General features: G+C 34.2%; 17 protein-coding genes and 1 tRNA gene. 9 read left to right on the top strand and 9 right to left on the bottom strand.

Annotation, left to right across the window (positions count from 1 at the left end; translation table 11 throughout):
- Positions 1–67 precede the first annotated feature (67 nt).
- Together Q0783_RS01905 and Q0783_RS01910 are read left to right on the top strand one after the other, a co-directional pair.
- The gene (locus tag Q0783_RS01905; protein ID WP_298892822.1) at positions 68–2,986 is read left to right on the top strand and encodes an alpha-amylase family glycosyl hydrolase; all 2,919 of its coding nucleotides are present in this window, start codon (positions 68–70) and stop codon (positions 2,984–2,986) included.
- Between the two features lie 155 nt (positions 2,987–3,141).
- Positions 3,142–3,324, top strand: a complete 183-nt coding sequence (locus Q0783_RS01910) for a DUF4177 domain-containing protein (protein WP_298892824.1) — start codon at positions 3,142–3,144, stop codon at positions 3,322–3,324.
- A gap of 74 nt (positions 3,325–3,398) precedes the next feature.
- On the opposite strand, the gene Q0783_RS01915 is transcribed toward Q0783_RS01910, so the two are convergent.
- Positions 3,399–3,480: transfer RNA gene (locus tag Q0783_RS01915), tRNA-Leu, on the bottom strand.
- Positions 3,481–3,600: 120 nt separating this feature from the next.
- Between Q0783_RS01915 and Q0783_RS01920 the strand changes: the two genes are divergently transcribed.
- The gene (locus tag Q0783_RS01920) at positions 3,601–4,992 is read left to right on the top strand and encodes a dipeptidase (RefSeq protein WP_298892826.1); all 1,392 of its coding nucleotides are present in this window, start codon (positions 3,601–3,603) and stop codon (positions 4,990–4,992) included.
- Positions 4,993–5,049: 57 nt separating this feature from the next.
- Here the strand turns inward: Q0783_RS01920 and Q0783_RS01925 are convergent, their stop codons facing one another.
- Complete coding sequence (locus Q0783_RS01925) at positions 5,050–6,444, bottom strand: M28 family peptidase (RefSeq protein WP_298892829.1); 1,395 nt, start codon at positions 6,442–6,444, stop codon at positions 5,050–5,052.
- A gap of 126 nt (positions 6,445–6,570) precedes the next feature.
- Here Q0783_RS01925 and Q0783_RS01930 point away from each other — a divergent pair, with 126 nt between their 5' ends.
- From Q0783_RS01930 to Q0783_RS01950, 5 genes are all read left to right on the top strand, one after another.
- A complete protein-coding gene (locus Q0783_RS01930; protein WP_298892831.1) occupies positions 6,571–6,936 on the top strand; it encodes a BlaI/MecI/CopY family transcriptional regulator in 366 nt (121 codons plus the stop codon).
- A 2-nt stretch (positions 6,937–6,938) separates the two neighbouring features.
- Complete coding sequence (locus Q0783_RS01935; protein ID WP_298892833.1) at positions 6,939–9,962, top strand: M56 family metallopeptidase; 3,024 nt, start codon at positions 6,939–6,941, stop codon at positions 9,960–9,962.
- A 138-nt stretch (positions 9,963–10,100) separates the two neighbouring features.
- A complete protein-coding gene (locus tag Q0783_RS01940) occupies positions 10,101–10,964 on the top strand; it encodes a hypothetical protein (RefSeq protein WP_298892835.1) in 864 nt (287 codons plus the stop codon).
- A 133-nt stretch (positions 10,965–11,097) separates the two neighbouring features.
- A complete protein-coding gene (locus tag Q0783_RS01945) occupies positions 11,098–12,198 on the top strand; it encodes a DUF4407 domain-containing protein (protein ID WP_298892837.1) in 1,101 nt (366 codons plus the stop codon).
- Positions 12,199–12,231: 33 nt separating this feature from the next.
- Entirely contained in the window at positions 12,232–12,696 is a 465-nt protein-coding gene (locus tag Q0783_RS01950) for a nuclear transport factor 2 family protein (RefSeq protein ID WP_298892839.1), read from the top strand.
- Here Q0783_RS01950 and Q0783_RS01955 read toward each other — a convergent pair whose 3' ends face one another.
- Positions 12,697–12,975 carry an STAS domain-containing protein gene (locus Q0783_RS01955; RefSeq protein ID WP_298754510.1) on the bottom strand — a complete coding sequence of 93 codons (279 nt, stop codon included), beginning with the start codon at positions 12,973–12,975 and terminating at the stop codon, positions 12,697–12,699.
- Positions 12,976–13,254: 279 nt separating this feature from the next.
- Between Q0783_RS01955 and Q0783_RS01960 the strand changes: the two genes are divergently transcribed.
- Positions 13,255–14,574, top strand: coding sequence for a S28 family serine protease (locus Q0783_RS01960; protein WP_298892841.1), 1,320 nt, complete (start codon positions 13,255–13,257; stop codon positions 14,572–14,574).
- On the opposite strand, the gene Q0783_RS01965 is transcribed toward Q0783_RS01960, so the two are convergent.
- Genes Q0783_RS01965 through Q0783_RS01990 form a run of 6 tightly spaced genes read right to left on the bottom strand, consistent with a single transcriptional unit; the run spans position 14,575 to position 21,324 of the window.
- Positions 14,575–15,822, bottom strand: a complete 1,248-nt coding sequence (locus Q0783_RS01965; RefSeq protein ID WP_298892842.1) for an FAD-dependent oxidoreductase — start codon at positions 15,820–15,822, stop codon at positions 14,575–14,577.
- Positions 15,823–15,831: 9 nt separating this feature from the next.
- A complete protein-coding gene (locus tag Q0783_RS01970) occupies positions 15,832–16,842 on the bottom strand; it encodes a 4-hydroxyproline epimerase (RefSeq protein WP_298892844.1) in 1,011 nt (336 codons plus the stop codon).
- Positions 16,835–18,565, bottom strand: coding sequence for a DUF885 family protein (locus Q0783_RS01975; RefSeq protein ID WP_298892845.1), 1,731 nt, complete (start codon positions 18,563–18,565; stop codon positions 16,835–16,837). Before Q0783_RS01975 ends, Q0783_RS01970 begins: the two co-directional genes overlap by 8 nt.
- A complete protein-coding gene (locus Q0783_RS01980; RefSeq protein WP_298892846.1) occupies positions 18,562–20,145 on the bottom strand; it encodes an aldehyde dehydrogenase (NADP(+)) in 1,584 nt (527 codons plus the stop codon). The genes Q0783_RS01975 and Q0783_RS01980 overlap by 4 nt, the downstream gene beginning before the upstream one ends.
- Complete coding sequence (locus Q0783_RS01985) at positions 20,142–20,408, bottom strand: DUF1272 domain-containing protein (protein ID WP_298892847.1); 267 nt, start codon at positions 20,406–20,408, stop codon at positions 20,142–20,144. Before Q0783_RS01985 ends, Q0783_RS01980 begins: the two co-directional genes overlap by 4 nt.
- A 1-nt stretch (position 20,409) precedes the next feature.
- Entirely contained in the window at positions 20,410–21,324 is a 915-nt protein-coding gene (locus Q0783_RS01990) for a dihydrodipicolinate synthase family protein (RefSeq protein WP_298754495.1), read from the bottom strand.
- Positions 21,325–21,355 lie beyond the last annotated feature (31 nt).

Below are 21,355 nucleotides of genomic sequence, written 5' to 3' on the forward strand. Positions count from 1 at the left end.
ATAGTATTATATAATATGTGAAAAGGCTATGTTATAACATAGCCTTTTTTTAAAAAACTCATTTGCTATGAAAAGAAAATTATATGTTTTGTTATTACTTTGCTCTTCTTTTTTAAGTGCGCAAGTATCACTTGATGTTGGTGCCATTGAAGTAGATCAACCAGTTACGATAACTGTTGACATCAATAGTACTGATAGTGATTGTAATGGATTAAATAGCCCTGCAAAAGTATATATGCATTCTGGCATAGGTGATAATTCGAATGCCTTTGGATTTAGTGTTATTGGAAATTGGGGCCAAGATGATGGTGTTGGTGAAATGACCGATAATGGCGATGGAACCTACAGTATTACAATCACGCCACAATCGTATTATGGACTCGATCAGACGCAAGCCGATAATGCTACCCAAATAGGAATGGTATTTAGAAATCCTGATGGAACTCAAGAGTTGAAAGCCAATGGTTGTAATGACTTTATTTTTCCTATCGGAAGCGTCTCTATTACCATTACACAGCCATCAAGTTCTGTAGTCATTTTAAATTCTGGAGATGACTTGGCTGTATCTGCAACAATTCAATTTCAAGGTGCTACCACAGTTCAAGGTTCATTTGATATTTTTAAGAATGATGAAGTCACTCCAGTAGTTTCTGGTACTTGTGGATTTCCTTCTTGTAATACTACAATTCAAAATATTACTGAAAGTGCTATATACAAATTTGTTGGCTCACCACAGAGTTCCTCTGAAACTGGAGAAGCATTCATTGAAGTATATGTTATATCTAATGTTACAGAAGAAGCAATGCCTGTTGGTGTCGAAGACGGCATCAATTATGATGCAGATCAAACAAAAGCAACACTTGTATTAACTGCTCCTAAAAAAGAGTTCATTCAAATTGCAGGAAGTTTTAATAACTATCTTCCAACGAGCGCAGATGTTATGAAGCGTGACCCAAGTACAGGAAAGTATTGGTTAGAACTTACAGGTTTAACTCCTGGTCAAATTGAAACCTATCAATATTGGGTGTTTGATACAAATCCAGTAGCTGATTCTCCTGCTCTGGTAAAAACTGCTGATCCATATTCTACTTTAGTGTTATCTCCTTTTGATGACCCATTTATTCCAGCGTCTTCGTATCCAAACTTACCTGTTTATCCAGATGGACAAGAGCGTGAAGTTACTGTTTTACAAACAGGACAAACACCTTACAACTGGCAAGTCACAAACTTTGAAAAACCTAAAGAAGAAGATTTAATTGTATATGAGGTTTTAGTCAGAGATTTTGATATCAACAGAAACTATCAAGATTTAATTGACAGAATTGATTATTTCAAAAATTTAAATGTTAATGCCATTCAATTAATGCCAGTTATGGAATTTGAAGGCAATGAAAGTTGGGGCTACAATACGTCATTTCATATGGCATTAGATAAATACTACGGAACGGAAAACAAGTTTAAAGAATTTATTGATTTATGCCATCAAAATGGTATTGCTGTCATTCTTGACTTAGCCATAAATCATGCCTTCGGAAGAAGCCCAATGGTACGTATGTGGATGGATGATCCAGATAATGATGGTTGGGGAGGACCAAGTAGTGAGAATCCTTACTTCAATCAAACACCTCAACATAGTTACAATGTAGGATCAGATTTTAGCCATACAGAAGAAGAACCAAACGACCCTGGTGCTAGTGCAAACCAAACCACAAATCCAATTACCAATAATTATGTAGAACGTGTTTTAAAACATTGGATTGTAGATTTTAAAATAGATGGTATCCGTTGGGATTTAACTAAAGGATTTACTCAAAATTGTGAAAACAACGAAGGTTGTACAAACAGCTACCAACAAGATCGTGTTGACATCTTAAAAGCATATGCCGATTATTCATGGTCATTAGATCCAGATCATTATGTGATTTTTGAACATTTAGGTCAGGAAAATGAAGAAAAAGAATGGGCAAACTATCGTTTTGATGAAGGAAAAGGTATCATGATGTGGGGGAAAATGACCGATCCATATAATCAGCTAACCATGGGCTTTAGCTCTAACTCAAACATTAATGGTATAGGCCATAAATCACGTTCACAATTTGATGGTCCTCGTGTTATGGGATATCCAGAAAGTCATGATGAAGAACGCTTGATGTACAAAAACATTGAGTTTGGAAACAATAGTAATGGTTCTCATAATGTGAGAGATTTAAACACAGCGTTATCTAGAATGTCGGCATTAGGTGCAGTTAGCTTAACTGTTCCTGGTCCAAAAATGATTTGGCACTTTGCTGCTTTAGGTATGGACAATTCGATATTTACATGTCCTGATGGTAGCGTTAATAATCCAAATTGTAAGCTTGATACCAAACCTCAGCCACAATGGGCAGAAAACTGGTTAAGTGATCCCAATAGAAATCAAATTTATAATGATTGGGCAAGACTCAATGCATTAAAAATAAACGAACCTGTTTTTGAAGGTGATTATACAATTACTTCTGGGAACTTAACTCCAAGAATTGATGTTTTTGACACCTCTCTTCCAACAACAGAATTAAGAAATGTAATTGTTCTTGCTAATTTTGATGTGGTTGCACAAACTGTAAATACTAGTTTTCCTACTGGTGGAAATTGGTTTGACTTAATGGATGAAACAGGAAATACAACTTACAGTGCTTCAACTGTAACTATTGCTCCAGGGCAATTCAGAATATTTGGAAATGTGCCAGTAACATTGAGCACTGAAGACTTTGACACAAATAATACATTTAGTATTTATCCAAACCCTGTAAACACATCATTTAAAACCAATAAAGCTTTAAACCGCTTGCAAATATTTGACATTACAGGGAAATTAGTGAAATCTTTTAAAGGAGATTTCACAGAAAATGAAACATATGATATTTCAGATTTAACACAGAGTATCTATCTAGTTAAAATTGAAAATGATAATGGTCAAACATTAACTTCAAAACTTATTAAACTTTAATATTGATTGATTAATTAGTGATTTGAATTAGGTCCGAAAACCTCCAAAAAATTTTTGGAGGTTTTTTTATTTTAATAAAAAATATCAACACAGCACTTAAATTTATTATATTTAGACTGTAATCATTTCACTATTAGTAATTTAAATCAATTGTCATGACTACTTTTAAATATGATGTTATTGACGGGACTTATCAATATAGCTCTCAACTTGAAAACTATCTCAATCAACTAGGTAAAAACGGTTGGGAATTGGTTAATTGTCAAATTATAAAAGAAAAGTCTGGATATAGTGAGTTCATTAAAGTTATTGGGATAATGAAAAAAAGAATTGAATAAACCATTTTAACTTTAACTATTCGCATTTCATAAAACAATAAAGCCGACTCAAAATGAGTCGGCTTTATACTAAGTACAGGTGGCGAGACTCGAACTCGCACACCTCGCGGCACTAGATCCTAAGTCTAGCGTGTCTACCAATTCCACCACACCTGCAACTTTCCAATAAATATTGGGATGCAAATATAAACAATAGTTTCAATATTCAAATAACTTTAATTAGGAAAAAATAGCCTTCATTTTTGTACTTTTGAATGAATTCAAAAAAACATACTCATGCAACATATTCAATCCTATATTGAAGAACATAAAGATCGATTTCTAAATGAACTTATTGAACTCCTAAAAATACCTTCAGTAAGTGCAGATTCTGCTTATAAAAATGATGTGATCAAAACTGCTGAAGCTATTAAAATTAGCCTTGAAGATGCAGGTTGTGATACTGTGGAGATTTGTGAAACTGACGGATTTCCTATTGTTTATGGCGAAAAAATGATTGATGAAAATTTGCCTACGGTTTTGGTTTATGGTCATTATGATGTTCAGCCAGCAGATCCTTTAGAACTCTGGGACTCGCCGCCTTATGAGCCTGTGATTAAAAAAACAGATATACATCCTGATGGTGCTATTTTTGCTCGTGGTGCTTGTGATGATAAAGGTCAAATGTATATGCATGTAAAAGCTATGGAGTTCATGACATCTACCAATCAACTTCCTTGCAATGTCAAGTTTATGATTGAAGGCGAAGAAGAAGTAGGAAGTGTCAACCTTTCAACATTTGTTAAAAACAATCAGGAAAAATTAAAAAATGATGTCATCTTAATTTCAGATACTGGAATGATTGCACAAGATGTCCCTTCTATCACAACTGGTTTAAGAGGTTTAAGTTATGTTGAAGTAGAAGTTACTGGTCCAAATAGAGATTTGCATTCAGGACTATATGGTGGTGCTGTAGCGAACCCTATTAATATCCTTACTAAAATGATTGCCTCATTGCATGATGAAAATAATCATATTACCATTCCTGGATTTTATGATAAAGTTGAGGAACTTTCCGAAGAAGAAAGAGCAGAAATGGCTAAAGCACCTTTCTCTTTAGATGATTACAAAAAAGCTTTGGATATTGATGCCGTTTACGGTGAAAAAGGATATACTACCAATGAACGTAATTCGATTAGACCTACCTTAGATGTGAATGGTATTTGGGGAGGCTATATTGGTGAAGGTGCTAAAACAGTTATTGCTAGCCAAGCGTTTGCTAAAATATCAATGCGATTAGTACCACACCAAGATTGGGAAGACATTACAAATCTATTCCAAACTCATTTTGAAAGCATCGCACCAGCTGGTGTGAAAGTTAAAGTATCTCCTCATCATGGTGGACAAGGCTATGTTACACCTATTGACAGTATTGGATATAAAGCTGCTTCAAAAGCCTACAATGATACTTTTGGAAAAATACCTATACCACAACGTAGTGGTGGAAGTATCCCAATTGTATCTTTATTTGAACAAGAATTAAAAAGTAAAACTATATTAATGGGCTTTGGTTTAAATAGCGATGCCATTCATTCTCCTAATGAGCATTTTGGAGTTTGGAATTATTTTAAGGGTATTGAAACCATCCCTTTGTTTTATAAATATTTCACTGAGTTGAGTAATTCATAAATAAAAAAGCCACCAATACTATTGGTGGCTTTTTTATTTATGACATGGTTAATGTCATTATTCTTTTACTATTTTATATGTTCCTGTTTTTTCAGAGGACAACACATTTAAGAAATAAATCCCTTGAGGAATATCTTTAAGATTCAAGCTAGTCAATTCATTTGAAGACATGGTATTTAAAATCAACTTTCCAGAAAGATCATAGAGATTAATTTGTAAATCTTGATTTCTTATTGTTGATTCTATGTGTAGGTCTGTTTTTACAGGATTTGGAAACACATTGACTTCCTCTTCAGAAAAAGAGTCTAATCCAAGTGTATTAAAAGATAAGCAATCACTGCGTTCTGTACATGTCCCTGAAATCACTTCTACGGCATAATTACCATTAGCTGTAGGTGTAAAAGACTGATTTGTTGCTCCAGAAATTGGCATATCAGTATCACAGTCATACCATTGGTAAGATGCAGAGGATTGATTAGATGTTAACATGGTCATTGTTTGTGTTACTGTATTATCGACAGCAACTAGGTTACCCTGTGTCACCATATAACCTGTAACTAATTTCACCATTTCATGATAATAAGGAATATCTAATGTGGTAAAGCGGTCACCAGACGTATGATAAAAAGGGGTTTCATCATTAGTTTCCCATGACTCACCAACCAAAACAGCAGTAAAAGCATCACTTGGATCAGTTCCAGCAAACCAAAAACTAGCATGATCACTAGCAGTAGTACCGTTAGGAACCTCAACCACTTCCAAATCAAAAGTGTATGTATTTAAAACTGTTATAATATCATTTTTCATAGCAATCGAACCAGCAATATCCCTAAAGTCAATATCAAATTGATTATCGCCTGGTTGTCCAGGGTTATCTCCATCATAACCCATCATATCCATATTTAAAACACCAAGTATATTATCTCCATTTGCAGCAGCTAAGTCAGCAAAAAAGGCAGAACCTCGAAGTCCAATTTCTTCTTCATCCCATAGTGCATATATAATGGTATTGTCTAAACATTGCTTAGATAAGATTCTAGCTATTTCAAGTACAGCTGCAGTCCCTGTGGCGTTATCATCTGCACAATAATCATCTACAGTATCATAATGGGCACATACAATATAAATATCATTAGGATTGGTTTTTCCTAATTGAGTGGCTATGATATTACGTCCATTAGTATTGAACGTTTGGTCAGTAATTGTTAGATTATCTAGCGCTTCAAATTGTTCTACTAAATAATCTGCAGCTAAATCATTATTAGCTTGTTGTCTATTTAAAATCGTAACTGTATTACCATCTACAGTAGTTGTTTGTTCACCAGTAAATTCATTAAGCGTCAGAGTCAATCTAGTGATATCGACCTGATTTATAATATCTTGCACATTTTGTCCATGGGACAAAATGGAACAAAATAAAATGCAGATTAAGGTTGTTTTAATTGCTTTCATTGTGGGCTCTTTTTCTTGTGATTTTGTATCAAATATAGTGGATTTTGGTAAAATACGGAGTAAAGGCTTTTGCAAATTCAATTTTTTATTCTACATTTGTAGAGTTAATTCTAAAAACGTAGAGCAATGCAATTATCCAAAACCGAAGAACAACTCATGCAATATCTTTGGAAACTCGAGACCGCTTTCATGAAAGATTTACTAGAATCTTACCCAAATCCAAAGCCAGCTACAACAACTGTTGCTACTCTTTTAAAACGAATGATTGGCAAAGGGTTTGTTGCCTATAAACTCTACGGAAAATCACGTGAATACTATCCTTTGGTGAAAAAGAAAGACTATTTCTCAAAACATGTAAATGCGCTTATCAAAACATTTTTTAATGATAGTGCATCTCAATTCGCCTCATTTTTCACTAAAGAAACAGACCTAACTAAAGAAGAATTAGAAGATTTAAAAGCTCTAATTGATAACGAAATAAAAAACAAGTAGTCATGCTCATTTATATATTAAAATTTAGTGCCTGTCTTGCCATTTTTATGGTCTTCTATAAATTGGTTTTAGAAAAGTCAAGTATCCATTCATTCAAACGGTTTTACTTATTAGCTGCTTTAACTCTTGCATTAATCATTCCATCTATAACGCTTATAGAATACATTGAGCCAATTACTTCAAACTTTAACACATTTGAACCAATTACATCCTTTGAAGCTACAGAAGTATATGTCGACGATACTTCAACGAATTACACACCAATTATTTTATGGAGTATTTATGGTCTAGGTGTTATTATTTTTCTACTAAAATTTAGCCTTAATTTATATAAGATCATCTCAAGAATCAAGAATAATCCAAAGTATAAATCGGAACGTTTTATCAATGTACTTGTTACCAATTTGATGATTCCACATACATTTTTCAGTTATATCTTTTTAAATAAATACAAATTTGAGCATAAAGAAATACCTAAAGAAGTATTACTACACGAACAAACACATGCCAAACAAAAACACAGTATAGATGTACTCATTATCGAGTTTTTACAAATAGTGTTTTGGTTTAACCCACTTATCTATCTGTTAAAACAAGACGTCAAGCTCAACCATGAGTTTTTAGCAGATCGTGCCGTTTTAAATAACGGAATACAACCTTCGGCTTATCAAAATATCATATTGGCTTTCTCATCAAAAGCTTCTGATCAGCAATTGGCAAATGCCATAAATTATTCATCCATCAAAAAACGATTTACAGTTATGAAAACAAAAACATCAAAAACATCAATCTGGCTAAGAAGCTTATTTCTTTTGCCACTATTAGCAATTTTATTATACAGTTTCACTAATAGAGAACAAATTGTAAGAGAAGACAACTCACCTACTGAAAATACTATTTTAGAAACTTCTTCAGAAGGTGTTCCAGATGCATTAATGAAAGAATACAATGAATTCATTATCAAATTCAATACAACTCATGTAATAGATTATTCTAAATACGAAAGAATTGTATCCATTTACAATTTAATGTCTGATAAACAAAAGGCCTCTGTAGAACCATACCCTAAAGTCCCAAATGTTGATCTTTCAAAAACTAAAGCTAAAGTGCCTAGCAAAGCACAATTTGAATCTTGGAAAAACGAGAAAGAATTTGCCATTTGGATTGATGGGGTACATGTATCCAATGATAAGCTAAATTCTTACAAGGTAGATGATATTGCTCATTATACAGGTAGTTTTGTACATAAAAATGCACGAAGTGAAAAATTTCCTCAGCAACATCAATTTAGTCTATACACAAAAGAAGGCTTTAAAAGTACTTATCAAGAATCTAAGATTAAAAAATACCATGTGCTTACTGAAAAATATGCTAAGGCTATTGAAGTATTCTTGAAAGGTGACAGGCTTGATAACTCCGATTTATTGATTTTAAAAGATCGTTGTCTTAGGTTATATGATTCTTTTTCAAAAGAAGACATTAAAAAGTATAATATTTTACCGCCTCCGCCTCCGCCTGCCAAAAGACAATCGCAACAAGGTGCTACGCCAGAACAAGTAGCTGAGTACAATAAAATGGCAAAATTTCTAAATGATAAGAGCATAAAAAATCGAATTATAAAACTTAAGGATTATAAAAAGTTAGAACGCATTTATAAACTCATGACTAAAGCACAAAGAGCAAATGCCGAACCTTTTCCAAAATTACCTCAAGCACCACCGCCACCGCCACCTCCTGTAAAGAAAAAAACAGGGAATGGACCGAGTGCAGATGAATATGCAGATGTTCCACCACCGCCTCCTATTCCTGAAAATGCAACTCCCGAACAACGCAAAAAAATGCAGGACGCTGCGGACAACTATTGGAGAAAACAAAAAGCCGACATTAAAACCGGGTTTATAAAAATTAATGGTCATACGAATTACTACGTCTCTATTAATGGGCTTACTAAATATTACAACAGACAAGGTTTCGAAATATCTAAAAACGGTAAAGTCATAAGCAAAACACAAGTAAATGCTTCAGAGGTTATTCCTAATCAATATGTAACTAAAGTGTACACTAATGATATTCTAGTCGCTGAATTCAAGGACAATAATCCTAGTTTAAAAGGAGAACTTAATATTCCGCCGCCGCCACCTCCAAAATCTCCATTAGATCATATCATAGATATGGCAAAACAAGATGCTATTTTCTATTTCAACGGAAAAAAAATCACATCAGACAAGGCAATTCAAATCTTAAAAAAAGACACATCTATTCATATCCAAACCATTAAGGATGAAGCTAATATTCCAACAATACTACTTTCTAAAAAACCTACTATAAACAACAAAGTAGGTCTTCAAAAACCTACACCAGCAACTATTGTAGATCATATCAAAGTGATGAATCGACATGGTGCACGCTTTTATCTAGAAAACAAAGAGATGACATATAAAGACGCTTTAGCCTATGTAAAAAAACATAAAGATGCTGATGTATCGACTTCCTTAGAATCCAATGTTGTAAAGATCTCGCCTAAAACCCTTAACATGGAGTCTCCTTTAGTATTTGTAATTGCTATGTCAAAAAAGAATGCTAAGTTCTTTTATAAAGACAAAGAGATTACTTCAAATAAGGCAATTTCATTGGTTAAAAGAAAAGGTGGTCTTCTAAAAATTGATGCTAAAAATGTCGACTCTAAACAACCTTCGGTTTTCATAACTGAAAAAGGACCTCTTTTGGGTATTAAAGGGAACAATCAACTCTTAGTAATGATTAATGGTAAAACGCCAGTAAATGGTCAGATAACTTTATCAAAAAAGGAGTTTAAAGATTTAAAATTAACAATGAAAAAACTAAAAGTGAAGAGCTTTAAGTTTAAAGTGCCAGGAAAAAGAACAGAGTCAATTTCTGGTAACGTTTTGAACGACAAATCAAAATCATATGTAGAAGCAATGGACGAAGGAAGCGCTGTACAGTTTTTTGACATCAAAAGTAATAATGGCATAAAGCTAAAACCCATAGTAGTCACCATCAAATAATAATACGTTAAGCCTCACTAGTTGAGGCTTTTTTATACCCGTAATTTTACGTGATTTTAGTTTTGGGTAAATGGAGTCTAAAAGATTCGTAGATGTATGATTAATTTTCAATTCATAGAATTTGAAAATACGTTAATCATGAAATCATCTTACAATCCTAAAGTAAACATTTGCCTGTCTTTGTTATTCTTTTTGTGTCTAACATTAAACCTCACCATGTGCAAAAAGGCAGAAGATTCCCAACAAAGTATAAATGAGCAAACGGCAACTAAATCTTCTGATTCAACAACTAAAGACGTTAAAACATCAGGTATAGTGCCAATTACTTCAATACCTATAAAGGAATTAGATTCACTTTTTAGCTTGGCAATGTTAGATGCCCAAAATCCTGAACCTAGTGAGATAAGTCATAATTTGATTAATCTTGAAACAAATAAAAACCTTATTGATACAACAATTAACGGCGAACACTATATCAAAATGGTGTCGTGGAAACTAAATCCTGCATGGTATCCTAAAAAAGGAAAATTTAATAATGGAAATCGAGTTATTTGGGTTACAGCAGCTCCAATTATCAAAGATAGCTGCAGAAGTTTCTATAAAAATCATAAAGATCCTAATATGCGTCTCAGACAATTACTCGGTTTACAACCATTTACTCCAGAGACCTTTTTTCTTGAATTATGGGTAAAACCATCAGATATGTTTAGACCTGGACCAGATAATGAAGTAAATGATAATACATGTGGACTCAACTTACCTAATAACGTAACTCCAGATTATCGAAAATGGTTTAACAATACCAGAGCAACACAATACAACGATTGTAAAGACACTCTTTTCAACCAATATGGATATCCTTGGACGCAATTAGGATATACCTATGATTGGAGTCCAGATAATCCAACACACGTAGGCCTTTCAGAATTTGTTATTAAAGAAAACACCAATATGTTTGTTAGTGGTGAATATCCTAATAGAGTTTATTGCGCTTCAAACTAAAAGGTTACATTTAAAAATAAAAGTTCGAGATCTTTCAGAATTTATATTACCTGAAAGATCTTTTTCTGTTAAATAATGTAACAAAGTGATACTTTTAGCGTTCTAATAAGCAATCAATCAAAAAACAATCATCATGCTAAAAAAATTCTTTATCATCTGTTCTGGTGCAGATACAGATATTCTCGAAAATTGTGCGATAGGTGAACAAAACAAATACGCAGGTATAGGAGCTACTGTATTCTTCACGGCTGTGATGGCTTTTATCGCTTGTAGCTATGCTCTATATACTGTTTTTGATAATCTATATGCAGCCATAGGTTTTGGGTTTGTTTGGGGATTATTGATTTTCAATCTTGACCGTTTTATCGTTTCAACTATAAAAAAGAGAAATAATATCATTGATGAGATTATTCAAGCATCTCCAAGAATAATTCTAGCAGTTATTATTGCTGTTGTTATTTCTAAACCTTTAGAGCTTAAAATCTTTGAAAAAGAAATCAATCAAGTACTTCTAGAGCAAAAAAATGAATTAACCTTAGCTAATCAAACTCAAATTGCCGAGCAGTATACACCTAATGTAGAAGCCTTAGAAAATAATATCACCACACTGCAGTCTCAAATAGCAACAAAAGAAGCTGAAGTTAATGCACTTTATGATATTTATATTTCTGAAGCCGAGGGTACAGCTGGAACAGAGTTGTTAGGGAAAGGCCCCGTTTATAAAGAAAAACGAGAAAAACATGACGCAGCCCTTGCCGAGTTACAACAGTTGAAAGCAGATAACAAAGCCAAAATCATGGCTACAGAGGCGCAAATCGCTCAACTTAAATCTGATTATGACTCGCAAGTGAGTTCTTCTCAACCCATTATTGATGGGTTTGATGGTCTAATGGCACGCGTTAATGCTTTGGGTGAGTTACCATGGTTGCCTTCGTTCTTTATTCTTTTGTTATTTCTGGCTATTGAAACATCGCCTATATTCGCTAAATTATTATCTCCAAAAGGAGAATACGATTTCAAATTGGAAGATGCCGAAACTGCAGTTAAAACTTGGGTACAGCAAAAAGTTAGTGAACGTCAAATCTTATTAAAGACTGACCAGACGCTTAATAATAGAATCTATACTGATATAGCTGAAGAAGATGAATTATACGCTTACAAGCGTAAAAAAGCTCGAGAATTAATGCAATTACAAGCAGATGCTTTTTTTAAACATCAAAAGAATGCCTTATAATTTTAAGTATATTTAGATTTTAAATATATACTTATGAAAAAATACATATACTGTTTTTGTATAGTGACTCTTATGTCTTGTCAAACTGAAACAAAACAAATCGATGTTGTAGAAGTTTCCGAAGACAATATAGAAGAAACTAAAGCCGCTATTAAAGAGGTAATGACTGCTCAAGAAATTGCTTGGAATAATCATGACCTTGAAGGTTTTATGCAAGGTTACTGGAGAAGTAATTCATTAAAATTTTATGGTAGTAACGGACTTACCCAAGGCTGGGATAATACACTTGCAAATTACAAAAAAGGCTACCCAACACCTGCCGAGAGTGGTACTTTACGATTTGTCATTAATGATATTTCTAAAATAGAAAACGGTAATTATTGGGTCATGGGAGAATACCATTTAACACGTCCAGTTGGTGATGCTAATGGTGTGTTTATGATTATCTTTAAAAAGATCGATGGACAATGGAAAATCATTGCTGATATGTCTTGCTAATTAAGCTGCTTCTTCAGACTTAAAATGATCGTATAGATTGCTATGACCTAATCCTATGATTGATAAGCGTTTATTTTTAACCAAGGCTTCATTATGCAATTGAGCTATAGCGCTTACGCCATAACGATCAATACTTGTTAGGTTTTCAATACTTACAGTGATTGTGTTAGCTCTTTCAAAAACATTTCTAAACTGTTTTTTAAATACATGAACATTGTGTCTATCCAATGAGCCTTTAACTTTAAAGAAGTTATTTGCGTTTGTAATTTCTAAGTTCATAATAATACGATTTAAGGTTGTCTTTCTTATTTGCTATCAATCAATATTATTATGTTATAAATATCTAAAATAAAATGCGCGTATTACTATATATTCGATTAAATGTATAATTGGTTGGTTTTAGATTATAAACGGACTTTTTTACTCGATAAACAACACATTTTAAATAGATTACAAAAATATTTTTTTAAGATTTTGTAGTGTTTTTCCTCCTTAAAGCCGCTAATTCTATGTCATTTTAATAGATATTGTTACTTTTATGAAAGAAAACAATTAGTTATGAAGCCATCTCATTTTATATACACTATTCTTTTTATAGTAACCTTTTTTAGTTGTAAAACAACACAAAACGTAGCAGTTACTACTCCAATAAAAGAGGTGTCCAATTTTGAAAGATTGGCCTCTATCCCTAATATTGTTAGTATTGAGAAAAAGCAACCTACGAGTCACTTTGATGAAAACTATGAAATCTGGTTTGAACAGCCAATAGATCATAACGATCCATCAAAAGGCACATTTAAGCAACGTGTTTTTCTTGGATTTGAAAATGCTAATCTGCCAGTTATTGTAGAATTAAGAGGTTATGGAATTGGTTCGGAAAGAGCTGGAGAACTGGCAGCACACTACAAGGCAAATCAACTTACTATTGAACATCGATATTTTAATAATTCACGCCCTGTTACAATAGATTGGAATACTCTAACTATTGAAAATGCTGCAAAAGATCAAGCCAATATCATTACCACTATAAGAAATGCCATGTATCCTGACGCTAAATTTATTTCAACTGGTATTTCAAAAGGATGTCAAACCACGATGGCGCATCGTCGATTTTTTCCAAATAACGTTGATGCGAGCGTTTGCTATGTTGGACCACTCAACTATAAACGTGAAGATCCTCGAGTATATGAGTTTTTAAAAACGGTTGCAACCAAAGAGGATAGAAATAAAGTTAAAGCGTTTCAAAATCTATGTTTTGAAAACAGGGCAGCACTTCTTCAACTCATGAAAAATGAAGCGCAACAAAAGAGCATGAATTGGGAGTTTGGAGTTGAAAAAGCTATTGATTATACAATTCTTGAATATTCGTTTGCATTTTGGCAGTGGGGAATTCCGTTAAGTAGTATTCCAGCTTCAGATGTTTCTGTAGCTCAGATATATAAGCACCTCATCGATGTTGTAGGCTATGGCTTTTTTGAACAGAAAGCGGTTGAAGACTTACAACCTTATTTCTGGGCAGCTTTAACACAACAAGGCATTTATGGCTATGAAACTGCTCCTTTTAAAAACTATTTAAATACCGAAGAGATCTACAAATTTGATTGGGCTTTTCCAGATGGGATTTCAAAGGCATACGACTTAAAACCAATGCAAGACATTAAATCCTATTTAGATAATTCTGCCGAAAAGATACTCTTTATCTATGGCGAATATGATGCATGGAGTGCCACAGCGGTCGAATTAAGTGACTCGGCAAAAAATAGAGCACTTTACAAATTTGTTAAGCCTAAAGGAGATCATAGAACACGTATAAGAAGCTTTTCTCAAAATACTCAACAGTCTATTTATGATATAATAGATGAGTGGGTACAGAACTAATTAAAAACGCCGATCTGGACTAAATAGCGTCACAGGTATTACTGTTTCTTTATCGGCAATAATCTCTGAAACTAACTTACCAGTTGCAGTTGCCATGCTCCAACCCATCATAGCATGACCTGTGGCAATTGTCAAATTCTTACATTTTGAAGACTTCCCGATATAAGGCAATCCATCTGGAGATACTGGTCTTAATCCTGAAGCAGCCTTTTGTTTCTCTTCCGAGTTTAACGTAATTTCAGGGTAATAACGGGTAGCTGCATTTGCAATAGCTTCTACCCTAGCTTTATTTATTGTATGATTTATTCCAGCTATTTCCATTGTACCAGCAAAACGCGTAAAACCATTCATAGGTGTTACAGCAACCTTCGCTTCGGCCAAAATGGCTGGAACCGATATATTTGTCTTTCGATTGGTGTTAATACGATACCCTTTTCCTGCTTGAAGCAATAATTTCAATCCTAGTTTTTTGCTCAATAAATACGACCATGATCCTGCAGCTAATATAAACTCATCGGCTTTTAAAACTTGTTTATCTGTTATAATAGAATTTATTTTTCCGTTGGAAATATTTAAATCTTGCACCTTTTCATTCTTATAAAACTGAACACCCGAATTCTTTAAATATGTTTTCATCTCCTCCATAAATTCATGCGGTGTTGTATGTGAATCACACTTATAATAGGTTGCGCCTTTCACATTCATCGCTACATTAGGCTCTAAAACTTGTAACTCTTCCAAACTAATAGTTTTTGCTTCTAAACCTTCTTGCTTAGCAATATGAGCCGTTTCAATCTCTTCTTCAAGCATCGCTTCAGTCTTACAAAGCATTAATAACCCTTTCTTTTCATAATGAAATGAGAACTGTTCGTCACGCTTAATATCATCATATAAGTCTTGACTCAATAAGGTGATTGCTTTAATAGCTGGAATTGCTTTAGATACATGGTTGGCACTACATGATTTATTAAAAGCCCATGTCCACTTTATGAAGTCTTGCTCCAATCTAGGTTTAATGTATAGCGGACTTGACGAATTAAACATCCATTTGAATCCCTTCTTCATGACACCTGGAGCAGACAGAGGAACTATATGACTTGGAGACAAATAACCAGCATTAACATAAGAAGCACCAGCATCTAAGTTGGATTGATCAACAATAGTAACTTGATGACCTCCTTTTTGAAGATAATACGCAGAACACAAACCTATAATTCCGCCTCCTATAACGATAATGTCTTTACTCATTTGTTAAAATTAAATCACTTGAAACCCATAAGCATATGGGTCATCTTCAGGGTCAATAGTTATGGTATTGTATCCAAACACTTTTGCCCAGCCTTGAATACTTGGTATAATTGCTAATGTTCCATCCAATAGTGTTTCTTCTTCAACTCGTCCAATAAAAGTAGACCCAATATAACTTTCATGAATAAAAGCTTGCCCTATTTTTAATTCACCTTTTGCATACAATTGAGCTAATCGAGCCGATGTTCCAGTACCACATGGACTTCTATCAATAGCTTTATCACCATAAAACACAGCATTCCTTCCTGAAGAAGACGCATGTATTGGTTTTCCTGTCCACAACATATGAGTTACATCTCGAATCGTTTCATTTTCTGGATGTACAAATAGATTAGAGTATTTATCATTTATTCGATCTCTTACTACTTGTGAATATTGAATGATTTGACTAGCCGTAAAATCCTGAACTCCAGAAAAACTTTGCTGTGGATCGACAATAGCATAAAAATTCCCGCCATAAGCGACATCAAATGTAATGACTCCTAATTCTGGGCAATCAATGGTCAAATCTTGAGCAGCTAAGTAACTTTTCACATTGATGAGTTTAACCCAATCTACTTTATTTCCAGTTTGTTGGTATTCAATATCTACTAAACCTGCTGGTGCTTCCATTTTAATCTTTCCAGGTGTTTTTGGATGAATCAAACCTTCTTCAATAGCAATTGTAATAGTTCCAATAGTACCATGACCACACATAGGTAAGCAACCAGATGTTTCAATAAATAAGATGGCGAAATCATTCTCTGAATTATGAGGTGGATATAGAATACTCCCACTCATCATATCATGACCTCTAGGTTCAAACATCAATCCTTTTCTAATCCAATCATAATCTTTTAAAAAATGTTGACGTTTTTCACTCATAGAGTTTCCCTCCAGCTTCGGACCACCTTCTTTGATCACTCTAACAGGGTTTCCGCAGGTATGTGCATCAATACATATAAATTTGGATTTACTCATTTTTTTGTTTTTCAATATAATGATTCACCCTATTTTCAAGTATAGAAAGTGTTACAGTGCCTTGCTCTAATATCACTTCATGAAACTCTCTAATATCAAATTTAGCGCCTAATTGTGATTGGGCCTTTTGTCTCAACTCTCTTATTTTAAGCTCTCCTATTTTGTATGACAATGCTTGTCCTGGCCATGAGATATAGCGATCAGTCTCCGTATTAATCTCATGAAGCGACAAAGCTGTATTTGACGACATGTACTCAACTACCTGATCTCTCGTCCATCCTTTCATGTGAATTCCAGTATCTACTACAAGTCGGCAAGCCCGCCACATTTCATAAGTTAGTTGCCCAAACTGCTCGTAAGGTGTTGTATACATTCCCATTTCATCGGCTAAATACTCAGAATACAATCCCCAACCCTCACCATACGCAGAGAGGTATAGGTCTTTTCTAAATTGTGGAATGCTATCACCTAATTCGTTATTTAAACTGCCTTGCAAATGATGTCCAGGAACGGCTTCATGAACTGTAAGTGCTGGTAAGGTATATAATGTTCTACTAGATAAATCATAAGTATTTACCCAATAGTAACCAGGTTCACTACTTTCTTTTGAAGTTCCAACATAGCGTCCTGAGGTATACTTAGGTGCAATAGCATCTGGAACTGGTGCTACTCCATAAGGCTTTCTAGGCAATGTTTTAAAAAATCTCGGCAACTGTTCATCTGCACGCTTTGCCATATCTCTGGCAATTGTTAAAAGTTCATTAGGTGTTTTTGCATAAAACTGTTCATCTGTTCTTAAAAAATGAAAGAAATCTGCAAAACTTCCCTTAAAGTTTAACTCTGAAATAATCTGTTCCATTTCAGCTTTTATACGCGCCACTTCTTTTAAACCAATTTGATGAATATCATCTGCGGTATATTGTGTACTTGTTGTATAAAAATTGATACGATCTTGGTAATAGGCTTTTCCATTTGGTGTTTCAGAAACACCTATAGTTGTTCTTGTATTTGGAAAATATTCTGTCTCAAAAAATGTTTTAATTCGTTTAAATTCAGGAGTCACTTTTGTTTGGATAACATCTTTTGCAATGTTCAAAACCGAATCCTTTTGACTTTCAGTTAAATCTGGTGGCAAATTTTTAAAAGGCGAGTAGTAATAACTGTCTTGGTAATTGTCGACAATATGGTCATTATAAGTAGACTCGTAGCCTTTAAAGATAACCAAGGGTTGAGATATTCCTTTTTCTAAACCTTCACGAAGGTTAACTAGGTTTTGACTAACAAACTCTGGTATCGCTTTTAATTTGTTTATATATTCGATGACTTGCTCATAATTATTTAAATACCTCACATTATAAGTGAGGTTTGAATGAAATCCTGAATCGGAAAGTAACGGATTTAAGTAGTGTTCGAACTCAAAATAATTAATTCGATCTTCAAGGATAAATCTTAGCAACTCAGCCGAAATTTGTTCAGTTTCATTTAAGTCGTCTAATTTGATATGGGATAATTCTTGAAGTTTGGTTTTTGCAAACCTTGCTTCAGACTCAAAATATGCCTTTGTAAAAAGACCCAAAGGATATGCTTTGTCGTCATATCCTTCGTAGTCTTGATAACTATTAATTATTTGGTTTAACTCTTTTGATGCTGTATTAGACTCTTCTTTTTCACATCCAAAAATCAATAGTAGTATTAGTATACAAATGCCTTTTAAAAATCTCATAGTTTCATGGTCGTTTGCTGGTTATTTACTAATCTTGAAATACCTAATGGGTTCTCATTCTTGAGTTCATTTGGTAGTAAATCGTTTGGCCAATCTTGATAACTAAATGGTCTTACCCATCGTTTTATGGAGTGAATACCTACAGCAGTAAATCGACTATCTGTAGACGAAGGGTATGGACCACCATGAACCATAGATGGACAAACCTCAACACCAGTTGGAACACCATTATAAATAATACGACCAACTCTATTTTGCAATGCTGAAATCACCTCTGTGTAGTTAGATGCTTCATTATTATCTGCAATGACTGTTCCTGTGAGTTGCCCTTCTATATTTGAAATCACTTGTTCTAACTGCGTCGTATTCTCACATTGAACTACCATTGAAAATGGTCCAAATACTTCTTGATGTAGGGTAGGATTTTCAATAAAAGTAGATCCCTTAACGGTTGTAATTGCTTGTCTCGCATAATTGGCTTGTACTTCAGAAGTATAATCAACACTTAGTGTTAATTCTGGTTGCGCTAAAGCTTTTTCTTTATTTGATTCATAAGCTCCAATAATATTGGGATGCAACATACAAGTAGGCTCTATCTTTATAATTTCTTCTGAAAGTTTGGTTATAAAATTTGATAGCGTATCACCTTTGATTCCTAAGATTAAACCAGGATTTGTACAAAACTGCCCAGTACCTAAGGTAATCGAACTAGCATAAGTTTTTGCTAAGGCTTCACCTCTATTCTTTAAAGCTTCTGGTAGTATCACAACCGGATTTATACTTCCCATTTCGGCAAACACAGGAATAGGTTCTTCTCGCTGTGCAGCCAAATCATACAAAGCTCGTCCACCTTTTATACTTCCAGTAAAACCGACAGCTTTTATTTCTGGACGCTTTACTAATTGTGCGCCAACTTCAATACCACTACTATTTAAATTAGAAAACACACCATTTGGCATTCCTGTTTTTTCTGCAGCTTTTATAATTGCTGAAGCCACCAATTCACCGGTTCCAGCATGCATAGGATGTGATTTGACAATTACAGGACAACCAGCAGCTAATGCTGCAGCTGTATCACCACCAGCAGTAGAATACGCCAACGGAAAATTACTTGCTCCAAAGACTACGACAGGACCAAGAGGCACCATCATTTTACGAATATCAGATTTTGGCATCGGTTGTCGTTCTGGTTGAGCTGTATCAATAGACGCTTCAACCCAAGATCCTTCGGCAACTAATTCGGCAAAAGCTCGTAACTGTCCGACTGTTCGTCCGCGTTCCCCTTTGGCACGACCTTCTGGCAGACCTGTTTCAGAACAATATGTTTGTATTAACTCGTCATCAAGCGCTAAAATTTCATCTGCGATAGCATTTAAGAATTCAGCTTTATCCTTCCCTGAATAGGTCTTAAATCTATGAAATGCACGTTCTGCAAGTATACATGCCATTTCAATTTCGGCAGGAGTTGCTTCTATAAACGTATTTTGGTTTTCAGTATTTAATTTTGGGTTAAACGTTTTATACGTTACATCTCCTTTTGCAGATAGAGCTGTTCCTATATAATTTTTTCCTGTTATCATCTTTCTTTAATTCGTTTTAAATGCAATACTACATCAACGGGTTTATGAATCACTTTTGTAGACACTGGGTATTTTTCTAATAATGATTCGGGACGAATCGGTCGCTTTTCAAATCCACCACCACAATTTGGACAGATCTGTTCTAGAACATTGCTAACACAATCTCTACAAAATGTACATTCGAATGTACAAATCATAGCATCCTCTGCATTAAAAGGTAATGCTTTATTACAATGTTCGCATGTTGGTCTAATCTCCAGCATCTTATAAATTCTTATAATTTGGCAGTGTTGGTCTGCGCTTCAAACCGTCTTCAATAACGTTTAAAACATGTTGACGTTCATCTCCATAAAGTGGCAAACGAGGTGCTCTAACATTTTCGGTTCCAATCCCGGTAGCTACTTCGGCGAGCTTAATATTTTGTACTAATTTAGGGTTTATATCTAACTCTAACAATGGTAAAAACCATCTATAAATCTCCAACGCTTCTTGAATTCGACCTGCGTTTTGAAGTTCATAAATAGCGACTGTTTCAGCAGGAAAAGCACATACCAAACCAGCTATCCAGCCATCTGCTCCCATAAGCAGACTCTCCAAAGCTAATGTATCAACGCCTGTCATAATTTTTAGTCGGTCACCAAATCGGTTTTTAATTCTAGTGACATTAGAAATATCTCTAGTAGACTCTTTAACCGCTTCGATATTATTGCATTTTAATAATTCATCAAACATATCTAGCGTCACTTCAATTTTATAATCTACAGGATTATTATACACCATAATTGGTAATGATGTATTATTTGCAACCGCTTTAAAATACTCAACTGTTTCTCTATCTCCAGATTTGTAACGCATTGGTGGCAGCATCATTAAACCCTTAGCGCCATCATCTTCAGCTTTTTGAGCTGCATGAATTGCATTTTTGGTTGTTTGCTCTGCAATATTAATAAGAACAGGAACCTTACCATTAACAATATCTACGGTAGTTCTTGTTAAAATCCTTTTTTCGTCATCACTCAGCGTACTTGCTTCTCCTAATGTTCCTCCTAAAACAATCCCATGAACACCAGCCTTTAACTGTGCTTCAATATTGTGTTGGAACATCGGTAAATCTAACGTATCAGAATCTGTAAACTTGGTCGTCACTGCAGGCATGACGCCTTTCCATTGTATACTCATAAATTAACTTGTTTTGATACTGTAAAACTAG

Origin of the sequence: uncultured Psychroserpens sp. (genome assembly GCF_947500255.1) — a bacterium.
GTDB lineage: Bacteria > Bacteroidota > Bacteroidia > Flavobacteriales > Flavobacteriaceae > Psychroserpens.